Source organism: Mesorhizobium sp. LSJC280B00 (assembly GCF_000502835.1).
In the GTDB taxonomy this organism is placed as follows: Bacteria; Pseudomonadota; Alphaproteobacteria; order Rhizobiales; family Rhizobiaceae; genus Mesorhizobium.
In genome coordinates, this window is sequence record NZ_AYVL01000008.1 from 97,206 (window position 1) to 116,928 (window position 19,723).

The 19,723-nt window shown below is 62.6% G+C and carries 14 protein-coding genes; 7 read left to right on the forward strand and 7 right to left on the reverse strand.

Annotated features, from left to right (window positions below; genetic code table 11):
• Nucleotides 1-141 precede the first annotated feature (141 nt).
• Entirely contained in the window at nucleotides 142-1,026 is an 885-nt protein-coding gene (gene mmsB / locus X773_RS52855) for a 3-hydroxyisobutyrate dehydrogenase (protein WP_023676486.1), read from the forward strand.
• 405 nt (nucleotides 1,027-1,431) lie between these two features.
• On the opposite strand, the gene X773_RS52865 is transcribed toward mmsB, so the two are convergent.
• The 5 genes from X773_RS52865 to X773_RS52885 all read right to left on the reverse strand — a co-directional run bounded on the left by X773_RS52865 (nucleotide 1,432) and on the right by X773_RS52885 (nucleotide 8,022).
• On the reverse strand, nucleotides 1,432-2,256 hold the full coding sequence (locus tag X773_RS52865; protein WP_023676488.1) for a class I SAM-dependent methyltransferase: 825 nt from the start codon (nucleotides 2,254-2,256) through the stop codon (nucleotides 1,432-1,434).
• Nucleotides 2,257-2,304: 48 nt separating this feature from the next.
• Nucleotides 2,305-2,667: a hypothetical protein gene (locus X773_RS52870; RefSeq protein WP_023676489.1), complete on the reverse strand. Its 363-nt coding sequence runs from the start codon at nucleotides 2,665-2,667 to the stop codon at nucleotides 2,305-2,307.
• A gap of 409 nt (nucleotides 2,668-3,076) precedes the next feature.
• Nucleotides 3,077-4,456: an aspartate aminotransferase family protein gene (locus tag X773_RS52875; protein WP_023676490.1), complete on the reverse strand. Its 1,380-nt coding sequence runs from the start codon at nucleotides 4,454-4,456 to the stop codon at nucleotides 3,077-3,079.
• Between the two features lie 240 nt (nucleotides 4,457-4,696).
• Nucleotides 4,697-6,766: a prolyl oligopeptidase family protein gene (locus X773_RS52880; protein WP_023676491.1), complete on the reverse strand. Its 2,070-nt coding sequence runs from the start codon at nucleotides 6,764-6,766 to the stop codon at nucleotides 4,697-4,699.
• 95 nt (nucleotides 6,767-6,861) lie between these two features.
• A complete protein-coding gene (locus X773_RS52885; protein ID WP_023676492.1) occupies nucleotides 6,862-8,022 on the reverse strand; it encodes an MFS transporter in 1,161 nt (386 codons plus the stop codon).
• Between the two features lie 208 nt (nucleotides 8,023-8,230).
• Between X773_RS52885 and X773_RS52890 the strand changes: the two genes are divergently transcribed.
• The 4 genes from X773_RS52890 to X773_RS52905 all read left to right on the forward strand — a co-directional run bounded on the left by X773_RS52890 (nucleotide 8,231) and on the right by X773_RS52905 (nucleotide 15,540).
• Complete coding sequence (locus X773_RS52890) at nucleotides 8,231-9,808, forward strand: trimethylamine methyltransferase family protein (protein WP_023676493.1); 1,578 nt, start codon at nucleotides 8,231-8,233, stop codon at nucleotides 9,806-9,808.
• A gap of 132 nt (nucleotides 9,809-9,940) precedes the next feature.
• On the forward strand, nucleotides 9,941-12,538 hold the full coding sequence (locus X773_RS52895) for an FAD-dependent oxidoreductase (RefSeq protein WP_023676494.1): 2,598 nt from the start codon (nucleotides 9,941-9,943) through the stop codon (nucleotides 12,536-12,538).
• An 88-nt stretch (nucleotides 12,539-12,626) separates the two neighbouring features.
• A complete protein-coding gene (locus X773_RS52900) occupies nucleotides 12,627-14,204 on the forward strand; it encodes a glycosyltransferase family 39 protein (protein WP_023676495.1) in 1,578 nt (525 codons plus the stop codon).
• Nucleotides 14,205-14,229: 25 nt separating this feature from the next.
• On the forward strand, nucleotides 14,230-15,540 hold the full coding sequence (locus X773_RS52905) for a Xaa-Pro peptidase family protein (RefSeq protein WP_023676496.1): 1,311 nt from the start codon (nucleotides 14,230-14,232) through the stop codon (nucleotides 15,538-15,540).
• 107 nt (nucleotides 15,541-15,647) lie between these two features.
• Here X773_RS52905 and X773_RS52910 read toward each other — a convergent pair whose 3' ends face one another.
• Nucleotides 15,648-16,448, reverse strand: a complete 801-nt coding sequence (locus X773_RS52910; protein ID WP_023676497.1) for a PhnD/SsuA/transferrin family substrate-binding protein — start codon at nucleotides 16,446-16,448, stop codon at nucleotides 15,648-15,650.
• Nucleotides 16,449-16,531: 83 nt separating this feature from the next.
• Nucleotides 16,532-17,542, reverse strand: coding sequence for a fatty acid desaturase (locus X773_RS52915; RefSeq protein ID WP_031211723.1), 1,011 nt, complete (start codon nucleotides 17,540-17,542; stop codon nucleotides 16,532-16,534).
• Between the two features lie 228 nt (nucleotides 17,543-17,770).
• Between X773_RS52915 and X773_RS52920 the strand changes: the two genes are divergently transcribed.
• Nucleotides 17,771-18,613, forward strand: a complete 843-nt coding sequence (locus X773_RS52920) for a helix-turn-helix transcriptional regulator (RefSeq protein ID WP_023676499.1) — start codon at nucleotides 17,771-17,773, stop codon at nucleotides 18,611-18,613.
• Between the two features lie 88 nt (nucleotides 18,614-18,701).
• Nucleotides 18,702-19,718 carry a betaine--homocysteine S-methyltransferase gene (gene bmt / locus X773_RS52925; protein ID WP_023676500.1) on the forward strand — a complete coding sequence of 339 codons (1,017 nt, stop codon included), beginning with the start codon at nucleotides 18,702-18,704 and terminating at the stop codon, nucleotides 19,716-19,718.
• The last annotated feature ends 5 nt before the right edge of the window (nucleotides 19,719-19,723 follow it).

Below are 19,723 nucleotides of genomic sequence, written 5' to 3' on the forward strand. Positions count from 1 at the left end.
GGTGCATGGTGAATGGTGAGGCTATCATATAGACCATGAGGTAATACATGATCCATACTGACTACTTACTACTGACTACTGACTACTGACTACTGACTATTCACTATTCACTATTCACTATTCCACTCACGGAGCGCCATTATGACCACCATCGCCTTCATCGGCCTCGGCAATATGGGCAATCCGATGGCCTCCAACCTGGTCAAGGCCGGATATGCCGTGCACGGCTTCGACCTGGTGCCGGAGAACCTCGTCATCGCCAGGGAACACGGCGTCGTCGTCATGGCCAACGCCGTTGCGGCGGTGAAAGACGCCGATGCGGTCATCACCATGTTGCCGGCCGGCAAGCATGTTCTGTCGGTTTACGCAGACATAGCGTCCAAGGCAAAAAAAGGCGCGCTGTTCATCGATTCCTCGACCATCGATGTCGAGTCGGCTCGAAAGGCCCATGCCATCGCCGCCAAGCACGGGTTGCTGTCGATCGACGCGCCGGTCTCCGGCGGCACGGGCGGTGCGGCGGCCGGCACGCTGACCTTCATGGCCGGCGGTTCGAAGGATGCCTTCGCCAAGGCCGAACCAATCCTCAAGCCGATGGCCGGCCGCATCGTTCATTGCGGCGACGACGGCGCCGGACAGGCGGCGAAGATCTGCAACAATATGATTTTGGGCATTTCGATGATCGGCGTTGCCGAGGCCTTCGTGCTGGCGGAAAAGCTCGGCCTGTCGCACCAGGCGCTGTTCGACGTCGCCTCGACCTCGTCCGGCCAGTGCTGGTCGCTGACCACCTATTGCCCGGTGCCCGGCCCGGTGCCGACATCGCCCGCCAACAATGGCTATAAGCCTGGGTTCGCGGCGGCACTGATGCTGAAGGACCTCAAACTGTCGCAGGAGGCCGCACAGAGCGTCGGTGCGGCAACGCCGCTCGGCGCCGAGGCAGCCCAGCTCTATGCGCTGTTCAACGCACAAGGGAATGCCGGCGCGGATTTTTCCGGCATCATTAATTTCCTCCGTGGTAACCCGGCGTAAGCTCCAAGTTCACAGGTTTCGATCTGCCCAAAGCGGAAAGCCGGCAAATTTAGATTTGCTTAAGCTCTTGCTAACCCTGCAGTAACGATATGCGTTTAAAACGGATTGCGAGGCGGACATCCGCCCGGCGCTCCGGATCAGGTCTCGCGTACCGGAGCCCGTAAGTTTCGCCGTTAGTTTCGCAAGTGTATTGTTGGCGAAGCGCCATGCGTATCTGGCAAAGCCGCGTTCCGATGGAGCGCGGTTTTTGCGTTTCGCATTCTTCAAGGACAATGAGGCGATCGCCCTGGCGCGTCTCCAGATGATCGTCGGCGTCGTGGCTGCTGTCCTGAGCTACGTCGACCCACAGGTGGTCGCGCCCCAACCCCCCAGCGCGTCGGTGCCATGGCTCATCGGTCAGCTACGCTACTTGCGTGCGAGCACGACGTGGGCCTCTTGGGGGAACATCAGCTCCCCTTCAGTTGAATAGATTGCCAGCGAAAAATTTAGATCACCGGTGATCGCTGCGATGACTGCTTCCCGATGTCCGGCATCCATTCCGCTGACCAGCCCGGCCTGCGGAGTCGCCGCCAATTGTAGTCGCACATATTCCCTTGACGAGGGAAATCGGATGTTCTGTGTCGTCGTGTGGATGGTCACCTGACGAAATCCCGCCTCGGCCACCAATCGGTAAAGCTCGTCCGCATCAGCGAGTGAATGCTCAGACCTTTTCGTTGCCGAAGCGCCTGGACCGAGTTGTCGATCCAAGGCATCCGCCAGCGCCTTCGCCGCAGGAGTGTGCTCAATAGCGCTGAAAACGTTTAAAGCCAGTCGGCCGTCAGGCACCAGAACCCGGAACATCTCACGGAGCGCACTAGATCGATCCGGAAAAAACTGCAGTCCGAGCTGGCAAAGAACCAGATCGAAGGCGGAGTCAGGGAACGGCATTTCGAGCGCGCTTCCCTCGTGCCAGTCGATACGCGCTCCAGCGCCTCTCGGGAGCGACCGAGCAACGGCGAGCATGCCCGTATTGATGTCGAGGCCGACGACCTGCCCACTTCCCATACGCTCGGCCGCCGAGCGTGCCACCACGCCGGTGCCGCAAGCTACGTCCAGAATCCGCTCACCAGATTGAGGCGCAGCACGATCCATCAGGTCCGCAGCCCACAGGGCTGTGATTGCCGGGACTAGGTAGCGCTCGTAGAGGTCGGCGGCGCTGCCTTCCAGCTGCCACTGCTCCTGTTTGGCCATAGTGTCCCTCCCGCACAACGATCTCGGGCAACGGGCCCGATCGGCGCTTCAGCAGCCATCATAAAGCGCGTGTCTGTCGACTAGCAACCGGGCAATGGAAACCGGCAGGGTGCTATTCTTCTCGTTCCGTATCACAACGGTCTTACACCATCCGCCCCAAGTAGAATCAAACTCACATTCCACTGTGCACTCCACGCGCGGCATCTCGCCAATATTTACGAGGCCGATATCCACGAGTTTGTAGCGAGCGATCGCCTTTGGATATTTCCTGAAAACACTCTCAATTTCTGACACGAAGCCCTTGTGCTCTTCTGGAACCGGCCTTTTGAAAGGTGTTTTGGCGTCCTGCGCAAGACATACAGTGATGACCGATTGCATAACCAAGGCTAGGATCAAAGAAATGGTGCGCATCAACTGTCTCCAATACGCCTTACGTGGAGAGATGTTTTGATGGTGGATGGCCGCAACTCCGGGACGGGGGGAAGGCCGTATCGAGGGTAGTCTGCGTCAAACATGGCCCACCATCGCCCGTGTAATCGTTGCACGGGCAGTTGCCGTGCGCCTCTATGTGCGCGTTGCAAGGGTTCCCGAACCCAAACCCATCATCAGGTAAAGTTACTCCCGCCCGCGCCAGTAGCGCCGCGGCTTCTTTCCGCGCGCTAATGATCAAGAACGCGGCCTTTTCCAGGGCTTCCGATTGTTCGCGCGTGAGACCTTCCCGAGACAGATATTTAAAGATCCTCGTCTGGCGAACTCTTCGCATGAAGCGGCATTCAATCTCCGGGCGCCCGATTACCGGGCGCCCGGCAAACGTTCCATCTTACCGCTTGCGCAAATCTGCTTGCGCCAGGTCGAGCGCCGTGGCGATGCGGTCGCAGGCCATGTCGATCGTCTCGCGCGTCCAGATCAGCGGCGGCGACAGGATCATCGTGTCGCCGGTAGCGCGCAGCATCATGCCCTGGACAATCGCGTGGTCGCGAACCATCACCGCCGCGCTGCCGGCCGGCAGGAAGCGCTCCTTGGTCACCTTGTCCTTGACGATCTCGATCGCCCCCATCAGCCCGAACGAGCGCACCTCGCCGACCAGATCGTGCCCACCGAGACGTTCCTGCAGGGCCCTGGCGAAGTAAGGCCCGGTGTCGTTCCTCACGCGCTCGACCAGGCCTTCGCGCTCGATGATCTCGAGGTTCTTCAGCGCCACCGCGCAGGCCACCGGATGCCCGGCATAGGTGTAGCCGTGATAGAATTCGCCGCCCTTTTCGACCAGCGTCGCCGCGATGCGGTCGCCGACCAGCAGCGCCGACAGCGGCTGATAGCCAGAGGTCAGCGCCTTGGCCGTGGTGATGGTGTCGGGCTCGACATCGAAGGCTTGTGCGGCGAACCACTCGCCTGTGCGGCCATATCCGGTGATGACCTCGTCCAGCATCAGCAGGACATCGTATTTGCGGCAGATGCGCTGCACCTCCGGCCAATAGCTCATCGGCGGGATCTTCACCCCGCCTGCCCCCATCACCGGCTCGCCGATGAAGGCGGCCACCTTGTCGGCGCCGGCTTCGAGGATCGCGTCCTCGACCGCTTTTGCCGCGCGCAGGCCGAAATCATGGTCGCTTTCGCCGGGCAGTGCGAGCTCATAGGCATAGGGCATCATCACATGGACGATGTTGGGCACGGCGCCGCCGAGCTGCTTGTGCATCAAATCCATGCCGCCGAGCGAGGCGCCGGCGATGGTCGAGCCGTGGTAGCCCATCTTGCGTGAGATGATGCGGTTCTTCTCGGGCCTGCCTTCCAGCACCCAATAGTGACGGACCAGGCGCAGCGCCGTGTCGTTGGCCTCCGAACCGGACGAGCCGTAGAACACCTGGTTGATGTGCCTTGGCGCGATCTCCGCCAGCTTTTTCGACAGCAGAACCGGCGTCGGCGTCGAGCATTTGAAGAAAGAGTTGTAGTAGGGCAATTCCTTCATCTGGGCGTAGGCGGCGTCGGCCAGCTCGTCGCGGCCATAGCCGACATTGACGCACCACAGCCCAGCCATGCCGTCGAGGATTTCCGTCCCTTCGGCATCATAGATGAACGGCCCGTTGGCGTGGGTGATGATGCGCGAGCCGGTCTCGCGCATCTCTTTGTGGTCGGTGAACGGATGAAGGTGATGCGCGGCATCGATCTGCTGAAGCTGCTTCAGCGAATAATTCTGGTAGGTCATGTCTGGTCTTTCCTCTTGAACCAATCCGGCAGCTTTCGCGCCGGGGCGGATTCGTCAGAGGACAGCGGGCGGCGAATAGCCGATGCGAGCGCAGAGCCGCAACAGCTCGGCGCGTAGCGTGCGCGACGACGGCGTCACCGCCACCCCAAATGCGCAACCCGATTTCGCCAGCCGAGCCATGCATGCACCTTAGGCTGCCTCGAGCCCTCAGTTCAAGCCGTGCCGGTCAAGCGACGCCGGTCAATTGGTGCCAGTCAGGGCCCGCTGCAGGAAGACGTACTTCATCGCCGCCTGTGCGGCCTGCGGCCGCCGGTCGCCGCGTCCGCCATGGCCGCCCTCGGTCTCCTCGAAGAACAGCGTCTTGCCGTGGCCGGCCGCCTGCAGCCGTGCCGCCATCTTGCGGGCATGCCCGGGATGGACGCGATCGTCGGCGGTCGAGGTCGTCAGCAACACCGGCGGATAGGCTGCATCCGTGTCTACATGCTGATAGGGCGAATAGGCGGCGAGCCAGGCTGCCTCTTCCGGCTTCGCCGGATCGCCATACTCGGCCATCCATGACGCGCCGGGCGGCAGCTCGGTGTAGCGCAGCATATCGAGCAGCGGCACGTCGATGATCACTGCACCGAACAATTCCGGGTGCTGGGTCAGCGAGACGCCGGTCAGCAAGCCACCATTCGATCCGCCCTGGATGCCCAGTGTGGCGGGCGTAGCGATGCCGCGTTTGACCAGATCTTGCGCGACGGCAGCGAAATCGTCGAAGGCATTCTGGCGATTGGCCTTGAGCGCCGCCTGGTGCCAGTTCGGGCCGAACTCGCCGCCGCCGCGGATGTTGGCCTGCACATAGGCATTGCCCTTCTCCAGCCACAGCCTGCCGCGTACGCCGGCATAGCCGGGCAGCAGCGGCACTTCGAAGCCGCCATAGCCGTAAAGCAATGTCGGCACGGGTCCATGCAAGTCGCGCCTCCTGACGACGAAGTACGGGATCATCGTGCCATCCTTCGAGCGCGCCTCGAACTGTTCGGAGACCAGGGACGACGCGTCGAAACGCGCCGGCTGCGACTTCACCGTTGCCAGCCCCGCGGCGTTGTCGTCCGACCAGATGATCGAGCTCGGCGTCAGGAAATCGGTGAAGGAGAAGGAGACGCTGGAACCGAAATGCTCGGCATGGCTGATGCCGACATTGCCGTTTTCGGGCAACGCCACGGGCTTGAACTCCCAGCCGCTGTCGCTGCGCTTGCCGGCGACGACCTTGCCGCGCACATTGTCCATCAAATTGATGAACAGCCGGTCCTGCGTGCGGGCAATGCCGGCGATCGAGACGCGGTGCGCCGGCTCGAGCACGGTATCGAGGGATCCGAATAGCCCGGTTTCGATCCAGCGCTCGAAATCGAGTGAATAGAGTCCGTCGGGCTTACACAGCGTGCCGTCCGGCGCAGTCCACGGGGTACGCACGCCAAAGACGAGCTGGCCTTTGAACAGCGCCGTATCGGTGACGTCGTCCGGCAACGGGATGCGCCTGTTTCCGCCGGAAGGCAGCCGCAGGAAGCTGTGCGAGGCGAAGAAGTCGATGGTCCGGGCGAGGAAGACATGACGCTTGTCGCCGTCGAATTCGACGGACCCGCCGGCGGCAAGATCCTGCTTCAGCGCCTCGAAGATCGGCATCGCCGCTTCCAGTGGCGTGCCGCGCCGCCAAAGCTTGACCACGCGCGGATAACCGGACTGGGTCTTGTCGTCCTCCTCGAAGGCGGCGGAAACGATAACCGTGTCCTCGTCCAGCCAGCTAAAGCTCGATTTCGAGGCAGGAGCGCGAAAGCCGCCATCGACGAACGATCTGCTTTCGATATCGAATTCGCGCATCTCGCTGGCATCGCCGCCATCCGGCGACAGGTTGAGCAGGCAGCGGCTGAAGTCGGGGTAGAGCCGGCTGGCGCCGCTGAACACCCATTTCACCCCCTCTTTCGCCGCCAGACTGTCGAAGTCGATGATCGTCTGCCATTCCGGCTTGTCGGTCTTGTAGGAGGCGACGGTGGTGCGCCGCCAGAGGCCGAGTACGTTCGTCCGGTCCTGCCAGAAATTATAGACATAGCCGTTGATAGCGGCCCCGACGGCGATGTTATCCTCGGCTGTCATCAGGTCGAGCGCCGTCTCGAACGACGTCTGATAGGACGGATCACCCTGCAGCTCCCCGACCGTAACTGCATTTTGGTGATGCACCCAGTCGAGCGCCTGCTTGCCCCTCCTGTCCTCAAGCCAGAGAAACGGGTCTTCGGCCGCCGAACCCGGCTGGCCCTTGGTATTCGATTTGGTCATGAGGTCTCCGGTTGAGTCGGGTGGCGACATAGCCAAGATCGACATGGGGCCGCTTACATTCAAGCCATTCGTCAGAAACGGCGGCTTTCTGGCATTCACACCATCCGTCTTCGAATGACCGTTACAACTGCCAGCGCCAGGCAAATGGCACCGAGCGTCATTGGCAGGCCGCCGGCGCCAACAACATCCATGGCGCTGCCCGCCAGCGGCGGCACGGCGATGCCGCCGACGCCCCACATCAGCGAGAAGGCGGCGTTGCCGGCGACCAGTGCCGAGCCGGTGAACCGCTCGCCGAGTTCAATGATCGACATCGTGTAAATGCCGTAGGAAACCGCGCCCCAGATGAAGACGCACGGCCAGATCAGCGGCGTCTCGATGAGAACCGGCAACAGAACGCATCCCAGCACCGTCATCGAAACACAGATGAACCGCACCAGCCGCGCCGTCAGTCGTTCCGCCAGCAGGCCGAGCGGCACCTGCATAGCGATGTTGCCGGCGATCATCACCGACAGCAGCGCCGACATGCGCGCTTCGGCGATGCCATAATGTGTTCCGTAGACCGGCAGCAAGGCGAGCACCGCCTGTTCGAAACCGGCGGCCACGATCACTGCCGATAACAGCAGCCACGCCTGCGGCACGAACCCCAGCACCGAAACGCGGTGCCCGCTCTCGTCGACCTTGGGCAGCCGTGCCAGCACCGAGGCGAGGCAGGCGCCGCAAAACAGGAATGCGGCGATGCCGACGAGGAACGGCGGCCATCCCTCGGTGCCGACCGCAAGCAGGCACAGCGGCCCCGCCGCAAAGCCCGCCGAAATGATGGTCGAATAGATGCCCATGACGCGGCCGCGGCGTGTCGGCGGCGCCAGTGCGATCACCCAGACTTCGCTCAGCACGTAGAGCGGGTTGGTGACGGCGCCGATCAAAAAGCGCAGAGGAAACCACAGATAGACATTTTGCGTCCAGCCGATCAGCGCCAGCACCAGCGCGGAAAGTGCCGCGCAAGTAAGCGCGGTGCGCCCTGCCCCGAAACGCCGCGCCAGCGCCGGAACCAGCGGCGACGAGACGATGAAGCCGATCGGCGTCATTGCCGCCGACAGGCCGATCATGGCCGGCGAAACGCCCTGGCGCTGCAGGATGAAGCTCAACAGCGGATAGCTCAGCCCTTGCGCGATGGCGAACACCGAGACGGTGGCGATCACGCCGGTGATCGCCGCCCATTGCACTGTCTCGCCGCTGTCCTGTTTCGCCCGGTCCATGATGCAGGACTAGCGTTTCGCTTTCATCGCGGTAAGCACCGGCAACGAAAACCGCTTGCGCCAGCCGGAAGAGATAAGAGCCTGACGATCCCTCCGGCTGCCCTTCAGGCATGTCGCTTCCCTCGTCCTAGTGGTCGCCGCCTCCGCAATGGCTGGCCGGCCGGCAGTCCATTATGCCGCCGCATTGCCGCAGCGTACGAGGACTATCATGACCGCCGCCCTTCAGCCCGCCGAACCTGCATTGGCAAACGACCGCGCCCGTCGCGGCGGCCGCGCGGGAAAGCGTGCCGGCGGATCGGCGGCGTTCGAGCAGCCGCCGTTTCGGCAGTTGAAGAACCCGCTGGCGCCGACCCGGCTGGTTTCCGACGACGAGCTGGAATCTATCCACCTCGCCTCTCTGCGCGTGCTGCGGGAAATCGGCGTCGACGTGCTGCATGACGAAGCCCGGCGCATCATGAAGGCGCATGGCGCCGATGTCCGCGAAGGCAGCGAGCGGGTGCGCTTCGACAGTGACATGATCCTGGAACTGGTTGCGCACTGCCCGCCGGAATTCACCATCCACGCCCGCAACCCGGCGCACAACGTGCGCTTCGGCGGCGATAATCTGATCATCTCGATGATGGCGTCGGCGCCCAATTGCTCCGACGTCGACCGCGGCCGCCGGCCGGGCAACCAGCAGGACTACCGCAACTTCCTCAAGCTTGCGCAGATGCACAACATATTGAACTGCACGGGCGGCTATCCGGTCGAGCCGATCGACATCCATCCGTCCGTCCGCCACCTTGAATGCATCCGTGACCTCGCCACGCTGACCGACAAGATGTTCCACATCTATTCGCTCGGCAAGGAGCGCAACGTCGACGGCATCGAGATCACCAGGATCGCACGTGGCATCAGCCATGAGCAGTTGCTTGCAGAGCCGTCGGTATTCACCATCATCAACACCAATTCGCCGCTCAAGCTCGACGTGCCGATGATGGAAGGCATCATCCAGATGTCGAGCAAGGGCCAGGTGGTCATCGTGACGCCGTTCACCCTGTCCGGCGCCATGGCGCCGGTGACGATTGCCGGCGCGCTGGTGCAGCAGAATGCCGAGGCGCTGTCCGGCATCGCCTTTGCGCAGATGGTGCGCAAGGGCGCGCCTGTCGGCTACGGCGGCTTCACCTCGAACGTCGATATGAAGTCCGGCGCGCCGGCCTTCGGCACGCCGGAATATATGAAGGCGCAGCTGGTCGGCGGGCAGCTCGCCCGCCGCTACAACATCCCCTACCGCACCTCCAACACCTGCGCCGCCAACACGGTCGATGCGCAGGCCGCCTATGAAAGCGTGTTCTCACTGTGGGGCGCCATCCAGGGCGGCGGCAATCTGATGATGCATGCGGCCGGCTGGCTGGAAGGCGGCCTGCGCTGCTCCTACGAGAAGACCATCCTCGACATAGACCTGTTGCAGATGGTCGCCGAGTTCCTGACGCCGCTCGATCTTTCCGAGGAAGCACTCGGTTTCGACGCCATACAGTCCGTCGGCCCCGGCGGCCATTTCTTCGGCACCCAGCACACGCAGGACCGCTACAAGACCGCGTTCTATGCGCCTATTATCTCGGACTGGCGCAATTTCGAGAGTTGGGCGGAGGCCGGGTCGCCGACGGCGCTCGAAAAGGCCAATCGCGTCTGGAAGGAACGGCTGGCCTCCTATGAAGAGCCTTACATGGATCCGGCAATCAGGGAGGAGCTCAACGCTTTCGTCGACAAGCGCCGGGCCGAAGGCGGCGCGCCGACCGATTTCTGATCATCTGATGAGTAGTCGACCCCCACTCCGTCTTGATGGCAGGCTGGCCGGAAACATCGCTGTATCCGATCTCCGCTTTGTTTTCGCGCCCCGCTCACTCGATTCAATCTCTTCAAAAACGGAATTATCTTCATGAAATCTCATGCAAAAGCGGTTGTCATCGGCGGCGGGGTCGTTGGCTGCTCGGTGCTCTATCATCTGGCCAAGGCTGGCTGGAACGACATCATGCTGATCGAGCGTTCGGAGCTCACTTCCGGCTCGTCCTGGCATGCGGCGGGCGGCTTCCATACGCTGAACGGCGATCCCAACGTCGCCAAGCTGCAGGCCTACACGGTGCAGCTTTACAAGGAGATCGAGGAGATTTCCGGCCAATCCTGCTCGCTGCACCTGACCGGCGGCGTGATGATGGCTGACACGCCCGAGCGCATGGACTTCTTGCGGCTCGCCCACGCCAAGGGCCGCTATCTCGGCATGGACACCGAACTGATCACGCCGTCCGAAGCCAAGGCGATGTTCCCGCTGATGGACGAGACGAATTTCGTCGGCGCCATGTGGGATCCAGTCGAGGGTCATCTCGACCCTTCCGGCACCACCCATGCCTATGCCAAGGCCGCCAGGAAGCTAGGCGCCGAGATCGTACTGCGCAACCGCGTCGTGGAACTGACGCAGGAGGTCGACGGCACCTGGAACGTCGTCACTGAGCAAGGCACAGTCAAAGCCGAGCATGTGGTTAACTGCGGCGGCCTGTGGGCGCGCGAGATCGGTCGCATGGTCGGCGTCGAACTGCCGGTGCTGGCCATGGAGCACATGTATCTCCTGACCGAGCCGATGCCGGAGGTCGAGGAATTCAACAAGTCGACCGGCCGCGAGATGATTGGCGTGCTCGATTTCAAGGGCGAGATCTATACCCGCCAGGAGCGCAACGGCATCCTGCTCGGCACCTATGAAAAGGCCTGCAAGCCGTGGTCGCCGGTCAGCACGCCCTGGGATTTCGGCCACGAGCTGCTGCAGCCAGACATCGACCGCATCGCGCCGTCGCTCGAGATCGGCTTCAAGCATTTCCCCGGCATCGAGAAGGCCGGCATCAAGCAGATCATCAACGGCCCCTTCACCTTCGCGCTGGACGGCAACCCGCTGGTCGGCCCGGTGCAGGGCCTGACCAATTTCTGGTGCGCCTGCGCCGTCATGGCCGGCTTCAGCCAGGGCGGCGGCGTCGGCCTGGCGCTGTCGAACTGGATGGTCCATGGCGACCCCGGCTTCGACGTCTGGGGCATGGACGTTGCGCGCTTCGGCGAATGGGCAACGCTGCGCTATACCAACGCAAAGGTCCGCGAAAATTATTCGCGCCGCTTCTCCATCCGCTTTCCCAACGAGGAATTACCGGCGGCAAGACCAGCGCAGACGACCCCGCTTTACGACACCATGCTCGCCAACAACGCCGTCATGGGCGACAGCTGGGGTCTCGAAACCCCGCTCTGGTTCGCGCCGAAAGGCTCGGAGCCGAAGGACGTCGTGTCCTTCCACCGCTCCAATGATTTCCGCCCGATCGGCGAGGAAGTGCGCGCCACCCGCGAGAGGGTCGGCGTCACCGAGATCGCCAACTTCGCCAAATACGAAGTCTCCGGGCCAGGGGCCGAGGACTTCCTCAACCGTCTGATGACCAATCGCATGCCGAAGACCGGCCGCATCGTGCTGACGCCCATGCTGAACGAGTTCGGCCGGCTGATCGGGGACTTCACCATTGCCAAGGCGGGCCCAAGGGGTGGGGAAGACCGCTTCATGATATGGGGTTCTTCGGCAGCGCAAAAATACCACATGCGCTGGTTCGAGAAGCATCTGCCGAAGGACGGTCCAAGGGCGTCAGAGGTGCGCATCCACCGCTTCGACCAGACGCTGGTCGGGTTGTCGATCGCCGGGCCGAAATCCCGCGACCTGCTGCAGAAACTGGTCGATGTCGACATCTCGACCAAGGCCTTCCGCTTCATGGATTTCCGCGAGATGGCGGTCGGCGGAGCGCCCTGCATGGTCAACCGGATCACCTACACCGGCGACCTCGGCTATGAGATCTGGATGGCGCCTGCCTACCAGCGCCTGGTCTACAAGGCAATCAAGGAGGCTGGCGAAGAGTTTGGCCTTGTCGATTTCGGCATGCGGGCTTTGCTCTCGATGCGCCTTGAGAAGAACTTCCCGACCTGGTTCCGCGAGTTACGTCCGATCTACGGACCGTTCGAAGGCTCGATGGACCGCTTCATCAAGCTAGAGAAGAACGACTTCATCGGCCGGGAAGCAGCGGCCAAGGAACAGGCAGAAGGGCCGAAACTGCGCCGTGTCTCCTTCATCGTCGATGCCGCGGATGCAGACGTCATGGGCGACGAGCCGATCTGGGCCAAGGTCGGCGGCAAGGATTACGGCACCGTGGAAAAGCCGCATGGCTATGGCGCGCCGCGCTTCGACGCGGGCGGCAAGGAAGTGCGCGGCTCGAACGCCGCCGAAGGCGCGTCTGCCGTGCGCGGCATTGTCGACGGCGACTGGCGCGTGGTCGGCTGGGTCACCTCCGGCGGCTATGCGCATTATGTCGAGAAGTCGATGGCGCAAGGCTATGTACCGGCAGCGCTTGCCGAGAACGAGAGCGCCGGGCTGTTCGAGATCGAAATCCTCGGGCACCGGCGTCCCGCACGCATCAATGTCGAGCCGCCCTTCGACCCGAGCGGCGAAAAGATGAGGACGTAGGCGCAGCCAGCCGGTCGCATTGTGCGGAGCATACTCTTCATGCTAGCGCAGCCGGCAACACTCTGCTGGCAAGGGCGATGAGATTTCATTGAAGTACAATCTGAGATGGGCCGAGTGGCTGGCCGAGGGACGGATCGGCCCCTTCCCGGCGGCGATCGTCATGGTCGCGGCTTATTTTGCCTTGCAGACCATCATACTGTCCCTGTTGAGCTCTTGGGCGGGAACCGGCGTCGGCATCGATGATGCGGAGCAACTGATCTATGTTCCGCATCTCTGGGCTGGATATGGCGGCTCGCAACCACCTCTCTACACCTGGATCAACTGGCTGGCCGCGCATGTTTTCGGCACCAGTATCTTCACGCTGAAGCTCGTCAAATACTCCGTGCTGTTCCTTGCCGCCTGCAGCGTGTTCGCCGCCATGCGGCGGTTCGGCTACACCAAGGCGACAGCGGCGGCGGCCATGTTCGGCCTGTTTACGATCCCGCAGATCGTCTGGGAATCGCAGCGCGCCTTGTCGCATTCCGTCGCCGTCGTCGGCTTCTGCTCGCTGCTCCTGCTGGCCATGGCCTATCTTCTCGAGCGGCGAAGCATGATCGCCTATGCGGCGTTTGGCCTGGCTACCGCGGCGGCAATTCTTGCCAAATATAATGATGTCTTCCTCGTGGTGGCCCTTGTTGCGGCCGTGCTGTCGCTGCGCGAATGGCGCGGCGCGATCCTCGATCCGAAGTTCGCCATCAGCATAGCAGTCGCGATATTGGTGCTGGCGCCAACCACCTATTGGAGCCTCATGCATCCCGCCGATTTATTGTCGAGAGGCGAGAAGTTCGGAATAGACGCGCAACAAGGGCGCGTGGCGGCGGCCTTTGTCGGCGCCGGCAAGTTTATCATGGGCACCTTCAATTTCGCGGTCTTGCCCGTTCTCGTTTCCGCCCTCACTTTCTGGCTGGCGAAGTTCCGTTTCTCCGAGCGGCACCCGAAAGGTCCGGCAAGGGAAATTCTGTTGTGGCGTACTTTGGCGCTCGGCTTGGCCATGCTGGCAATACTTGTACTTGCCACCGGCGTGACGGTGGTCAAGGACCGCTGGCTGCTGCCCGTCCTGTTCATCTTGCCGCTGGCCATCGTCGCTACAATGGAACGGCTGGCGCCGCGGGGCAGGAATGCGCAGCTTCTGGTGATCGCGGCTGGAGCGATCATCGCCGTGCTGCTCGCGCCCGCCACCTGGTACGTCCAGATAAACGGGACCAGTGGCCTCTCGCGGATGATCCGCGTGGATTACCCCGCCCTCTATCGCCAGCTGACTGCGGACGGACCGGTCAAAACCGCAATATCTGATGGTGCATGGGTCGGAAACCTGCGGTTGGTCGACGAAAAACTGGTCGCACTTGACCAGGAAGTGCCTAATTTCGAAACGCTGATGCAGGAGCCAGCCGTACTCGTCTGGCTTGACCGAGACGATCCGCGGCCGGTCATTTTGGAGCAGCTCAAAGCGGCCGGCTATGAGCCGGACGGCCAACCACGGCAAATGATGGTTCCGCTGTTGCGCGGCACCGGCAAGTCCGCCCGGGCCGGCGCCTATGTAAGATTGAAGAGAATGGCGGTGGGAGAAGCCACGGCGCCTAAGGAAGGCGTTAGCGGAGGAGCCGAGGGTGGACAGGAACCCGACTGACCGGCCCCGTCATCACCGCAAGATCATGCCGTTCGAGCCCGACGGCTCGAATGATGCGCTGCACAAAAAATCGCGGCTGAAGGCCGCTGAACTCAACCAGCATGCGCTGGGCTATGGAGCGCTGGCGGAAGCCGAATGGCAGGCGGCGGGCATTGCTGCTCCTAACCTGCCCGCCATGCGCCGATACCGGCTCGAGCGCATCCGCGCCGAGCTGAAGCGCCGCGACTATGCGGGAGCCCTGCTCTACGATCCGGTCAACATCCGCTATGCCACCGACGCAACCAACATGCAGCTCTGGGTCGCACACAATCGGACCAGGCATTGTTTCGTTGCCACCGATGGCCCGGTGGTGCTGTTCGACTATTTCTCCTGCGAGCACCTTTCCGATCATTCCGGCGTCGTCGACGAGGTGCGGCCGGCGGTGTCGTGGGCTTATCTGTACAGCGGCGAGCTGACCGGAAAAGTCCGCCGCTGGGCAGCCGGCATCGCCGACCTGGTATTGGAACATGGCGGCGGCAATCGCCGTATCGCCGTCGACCATATCAATCCCGAGGGCATCGAAGAGCTCGCCCGTCTCGGCATCTCGACCGGCAATGGCGAGGCGGTGATGGAAAATGCGCGGCTGATAAAATCACCCGACGAGATCCTTGCCATGCGCCGGGCGATCGCCGCTTGCGAGGCGGCAATGGGCGAGATGGAGAAGGCGCTGAGGCCTGGCATCTCCGAGAACGAATTGTGGGCCGAACTCCATCGCGGCAACATCGCGCGCGGCGGCGAATGGATCGAAACCCGGCTCCTGTCGTCGGGTCCGCGCACCAATCCATGGTTCCAGGAGTGTTCGTCGCGGACGATCGAGGCCGGCGAGCTCGTCGCTTTCGACACCGACCTGATCGGTCCTTACGGCTTCTGCGCCGACCTTTCGCGCACCTGGCTTTGCGGTGACGCGCCGCCGTCGCATGAGCAGCGCGACCTGTTCCGCATCGCCGCCGACCAGATCGCCCACAACACGGAGCTGATGCGGTCGGGCATATCGTTCCGCGACCTCGTCGAGGGCTCGTCAGTGCCACCGGGAGACTGCTTCCCGGCCCGTTACGGGGTGCTCTATCACGGCGTCGGCCTTGCCGACGAATACCCGACTTTGCCGCATGCTAGCGACTGGACCGACGACACACCGGACGGAGTGCTCGAACCTGGCATGGTGCTGTGCGTCGAGAGCTATATCGGTCGGCTTGGCGGCTACGAAGGCGTCAAGATCGAAGAACAGATCCTGATCACTGAAACCGGCAACGAGAAGCTTTCGACCTACCCGCTCGACAATCGGCTGCTTGGCGGCTGAGCGACGCTAGCATGTCGCGCAAAAGTGTGCAGCGGCTTTGCGATAACGACATGCATAAAACAAGAATCTAAAGCGCGTCGCATGAGGCCGACCGAACGCGACGCGCTTTACGTGAGCGCTGCGATCGCCTCGCGCATCGCGGCGACGATCGTTTCCGGCGTCGTCCTGGCGGTGATGAACGGCAAGCCTTTGCGCCGCCTTGTCCAGCCGACGACCGTCACCTTCTGCGCCGCCGGCTCGAAACGCTGCGCCAGCGCCCAGCTCTCGCAATCGATCGCCGCGACGTCCGCCCTGCCCTCGGCAACGGCAACGATCGAAGCACGGTGCCCACAGCTTTCGCTCAGCGCGGAAAAGATATCCAAACTCTCGCCCAATGCTTGCAGGTCGCGGGCTGGCGCGATGATGCCCGACATGGAATCGAGGCTGTTGAAGGTGAAGCGCTTGCTGCGAAGCTGATCGAGCGGAATGACGGCACCGCCGTCGGCCGGCGCCCTTGCCGGCGGTGCCTCGCCCGCCCTCATGACGATGGCGCTCGAATAGAGTTCGCCCTGTCCACCCTCGAAGGCGTCGTAACGCGGCTGGCCGACGAGCTGGACACGCTGCGACAGGCCGAGTTCCATCGGTCCCCAGCAGGTTTGCGCAAAGAGCAGCGCCGGATGCAGCCAGAGCTGGTGAAAATCCAGTTCGTCCGGCGGCAATGTCGCCGGATCGGGCGCGATGGGTTTTCCCTGATCATCGCGAATACCGCCAGGCACGGGGGGCAAATCGCCGGTGCGGCGGATGATCGTCTCCGGCGCATCGATGCCTTTTTGTCTGAAAGCATCGCGCAGCCGCGCCCATTGCGCGTCGACATCGTCCCGCGCTTCCGGCCAGTCGTACATCGGCAAAGCCGCAATGAATTCGCTCATGCCGGGATTTGACCGTTATGCGGGGAAATTGACAAGGTCAGGAAAGCGTCGTCCGCGCGGCACCGCCTGCAACAACGCAAGAATCATTCTTTCGGCGGCTCGGCGGGTACCGGTGCGCTGCCAAGCCCATTGAGGCTGCGTGCCCTGACGCGCGGCTTGAATGCGCGTCCTGGTTCCGGCATGCGCCGCAGCACGGGATGGACGACCGGCTCCTTCGCCTTGAAGGCATAGGCCTTGAGCAGCGCGAAATAGTTCGGATAGGCGTAGCCATTGTTCATCCGCAGCCATTCGTCACGGCGGTCGCGAAACACCTTCGGCAGCCTGTACCAGGCCACCGTCGGGCTCTTGTGATGGACGAAATGCAGATTGTTGTTGAGGAACAGGAAGGACAGCGGCGAGCGCTCGACGATGATCGTGCGGCCTTCCGGATGTTCAGACCATTGGTGCTCGGCGTAGGTGCGGATCGAAATCAGCGATTGTCCCAGCCATACCGGCACCAGAACGTAAAGCCACAACGGCATGCCGAAGCCGAACTGCACGATGGGCAGCACCACGACGAGGCCGATCGCATGCAGCAGCCATGCCTTGCGGATGGAATTGTCGCCCGCGGCAACCTGCCTGGCGTCGTCGATGAAAAAGCCGATGCAGGAAAGCCACGGGCCTAGCACCAAACGCCCGATCATCGTGTTGTTGACCTTCAGCAGGAATTTCATCGCCGACGGCAGCTCCTCGTGCTGCCAGAGAGCCTTGTAATAGCTTTCGGGATCGTCGAGCGGATCGGTCAGGCGCTCGTCTGCATGGTGGCGCAGATGAATGGTCTTGAATCGGCGAAACGGCCAGACAAGGCCAATCGGCAGGAACACAAAGGCTTCGTTGAGCCGCGCATTCCGGGTTGGGTGGCCGTGCAGGACCTCGTGCATCAGCGAGGATTGCAGCGCCGCAATCAGGGTCAGAAAGGCGAGTGCCAGCAGCGGGTAGGATGGCCAGAGCAGGAAGCCGGTAGCGAGCCAGCCGCCGTAGCAGAGAAGTGCGAGAAATACGGTCGGCCATTCGATGCCCGCTGCGCCGTGTCGCCTGTTGCCCATGCTCGTCATGCTATCGACCACTGCCTTCCAGTCGCCGGAACCCGTTTGATTCCTGACAGCATTGTGTCAGGAGCGTTGCATCGCTGCAACGCGATAAGGCGCACAAACTGTTGCGATTGCGCATTTTCAGCTGCAGATGTTATCTATTGTAAACAAGCTCGTAGATTCATTTGCGCTCGAAACGCCATGTAGAGCGCTTCGGCGCAAAATTTTGCTCACGTCAGGGAGAGTAGAGATTTGGACAAGCGCGACCTGTCGACGATCTTTCGCGAGCGCCTGAAAATGCTCTTGACAAGGTCCGATTTGAACCAGTCGGCCTTCGCCGCCGCGGTTGGCATCGACCGTTCGGCACTGTCGCAGCTGCTCTCCGGCGCCTCGACCCGCCTTCCCCGCGCCGAAACGCTGCTCAACATCGCCGCCGAATTCAAAGTCTCGCTCGACTGGTTGCTCGGCCTCAGCCACGACGAGGGTGTTACCGGCGAAATCCGCGAGAGCCTTGAGATCGAGGAGGCGCCGGACGGCTTCGACCGCACGCTGCTGGCTCGCTGGCATGCCGAGGCGGCGGGAACGAAAATCCGCTACGTGCCGGCCGGCATTCCCGATCTTCTGCGCACCGAGGCGCTTGTCGACTACGAAGCCGTCATCGCCAACAAGAGCCGCGAGGCACAGGCCGGCGAAACGCAGTACCGCATCGACTACAACCGACGGCCCGAAACCGACATGGAAGTCTGTATGCCGCGCCACACGCTGGAGATCTTCGCGCGTGGGCTGGGCGTGTGGGACCGCTTTCCGGAGGCCGACCGCCACCAGCAGCTCCTCCACATGGCGACGCTGCTCGACGACCTCTATCCCACCTTCCGCCTGTTTCTCTATGACGGGCGGATGCGCTATTCGATCCCCTACACCATCTTCGGGCCCTATCGCGCCGCCATTTACGTCGGCGACATGTATCTGGTGCTGAACGCCACGCAGCCGATCCGCACCCTGACCAGCCATTTCGACAATCTGATCCGTGCCGCGGACGTCAACGCGCATGAAGCGGCCAGCTTCACACGAAAGCTGGCGGAGATGCAATTTTGACCGGTTGCTCTACGTGCCGACATTGACGGCACATAAAGAATTCTTTATATCCTTATCTCAGTTATTCTTCCGGGAAGGCGTATTTCACATGACCAATCCGATCGACGCTCTGCTTGCCGAAAAGGGCGTCCTGCTCGCCGATGGCGCCACCGGCACCAATCTGTTCGCCATGGGCCTTGAGGCCGGAGAGGCTCCCGAGCTCTTGAACGAGACCGCGCCCGACACCATCACCAGCCTGCACCAGAACTTTGTCGATGCCGGCGCCGACATCATCCTGACCAACTCTTTTGGCGGCACCTGCCATCGGCTCAAGCTGCACCACGCGCAGGACCGCGTCTATGCGCTGAACAAGCGCGCGGCCGAGATCGCAAGCGCCGTCGCCGGCAACGCTGGCCGCAAGGTGATCGTGGCCGGCTCCGTTGGCCCGACCGGCGAGCTGCTGGTGCCGCTCGGCGCCATGACCTATGACGAGGCGGTCGAAGCCTTTGCCGAGCAGATTGAGGGGCTGAAGGCCGGCGGCGCCGAAGTCGCCTGGATCGAAACCATGTCGGCGCCTGACGAAATCCGCGCCGCCGCCGAAGCCGCCATCCGCGTCGGCCTGCCCTATACCTATACCGGCTCCTTCGACACCGCCGGCCGCACCATGATGGGACTGCTGCCGAAGGACATCCACGGCGTCGTCGACGGCCTGTCGCAGACACCGCTCGGTGTCGGCGCCAATTGCGGTGTCGGCGCCTCCGACATTCTCGCTTCGCTGCTCGACATGACCGAGGCGAAGCCGGAAGCAACGGTGATCGTCAAGGGCAATTGCGGCATTCCCGAATTTCGCGGTGCCGAGATCTACTATTCCGGCACACCCGAGCTGATGGCCGACTATGTGCGCCTCGCCGTCGATGCCGGCGCCAAAATCGTCGGCGGCTGCTGCGGCACCTCGTTCCAGCACCTCGCCGCCATGCGCAAGGCGCTCGATGCGCACACCAAGTCGGATCGCCCGACCGTCGAGCAGATCGTCGAACGCATCGGCCCGATGCGCAACAAGCAGGCTACGGTCAACGTCGCCGAGACCAGCGAAGCCCGCCGCGAGCGGCGCCGCGGACGCGCCTGACGCTT

What these genes read in the sequence shown, in the direction of transcription:
- mmsB (WP_023676486.1), top strand. Translation starts at nt 142, where the DNA reads ATGACCACCATCGCCTTCATCGGCCTCGGCAATATGGGCAATCCGATG.
- X773_RS52865 (WP_023676488.1), bottom strand. Translation starts at nt 2,256, where the DNA reads ATGGCCAAACAGGAGCAGTGGCAGCTGGAAGGCAGCGCCGCCGACCTC.
- X773_RS52870 (WP_023676489.1), bottom strand. Translation starts at nt 2,667, where the DNA reads ATGCGCACCATTTCTTTGATCCTAGCCTTGGTTATGCAATCGGTCATC.
- X773_RS52875 (WP_023676490.1), bottom strand. Translation starts at nt 4,456, where the DNA reads ATGACCTACCAGAATTATTCGCTGAAGCAGCTTCAGCAGATCGATGCC.
- X773_RS52880 (WP_023676491.1), bottom strand. Translation starts at nt 6,766, where the DNA reads ATGACCAAATCGAATACCAAGGGCCAGCCGGGTTCGGCGGCCGAAGAC.
- X773_RS52885 (WP_023676492.1), bottom strand. Translation starts at nt 8,022, where the DNA reads ATGGACCGGGCGAAACAGGACAGCGGCGAGACAGTGCAATGGGCGGCG.
- X773_RS52890 (WP_023676493.1), top strand. Translation starts at nt 8,231, where the DNA reads ATGACCGCCGCCCTTCAGCCCGCCGAACCTGCATTGGCAAACGACCGC.
- X773_RS52895 (WP_023676494.1), top strand. Translation starts at nt 9,941, where the DNA reads ATGAAATCTCATGCAAAAGCGGTTGTCATCGGCGGCGGGGTCGTTGGC.
- X773_RS52905 (WP_023676496.1), top strand. Translation starts at nt 14,230, where the DNA reads ATGCCGTTCGAGCCCGACGGCTCGAATGATGCGCTGCACAAAAAATCG.
- X773_RS52910 (WP_023676497.1), bottom strand. Translation starts at nt 16,448, where the DNA reads ATGAGCGAATTCATTGCGGCTTTGCCGATGTACGACTGGCCGGAAGCG.
- X773_RS52915 (WP_031211723.1), bottom strand. Translation starts at nt 17,542, where the DNA reads ATGACGAGCATGGGCAACAGGCGACACGGCGCAGCGGGCATCGAATGG.
- bmt (WP_023676500.1), top strand. Translation starts at nt 18,702, where the DNA reads ATGACCAATCCGATCGACGCTCTGCTTGCCGAAAAGGGCGTCCTGCTC.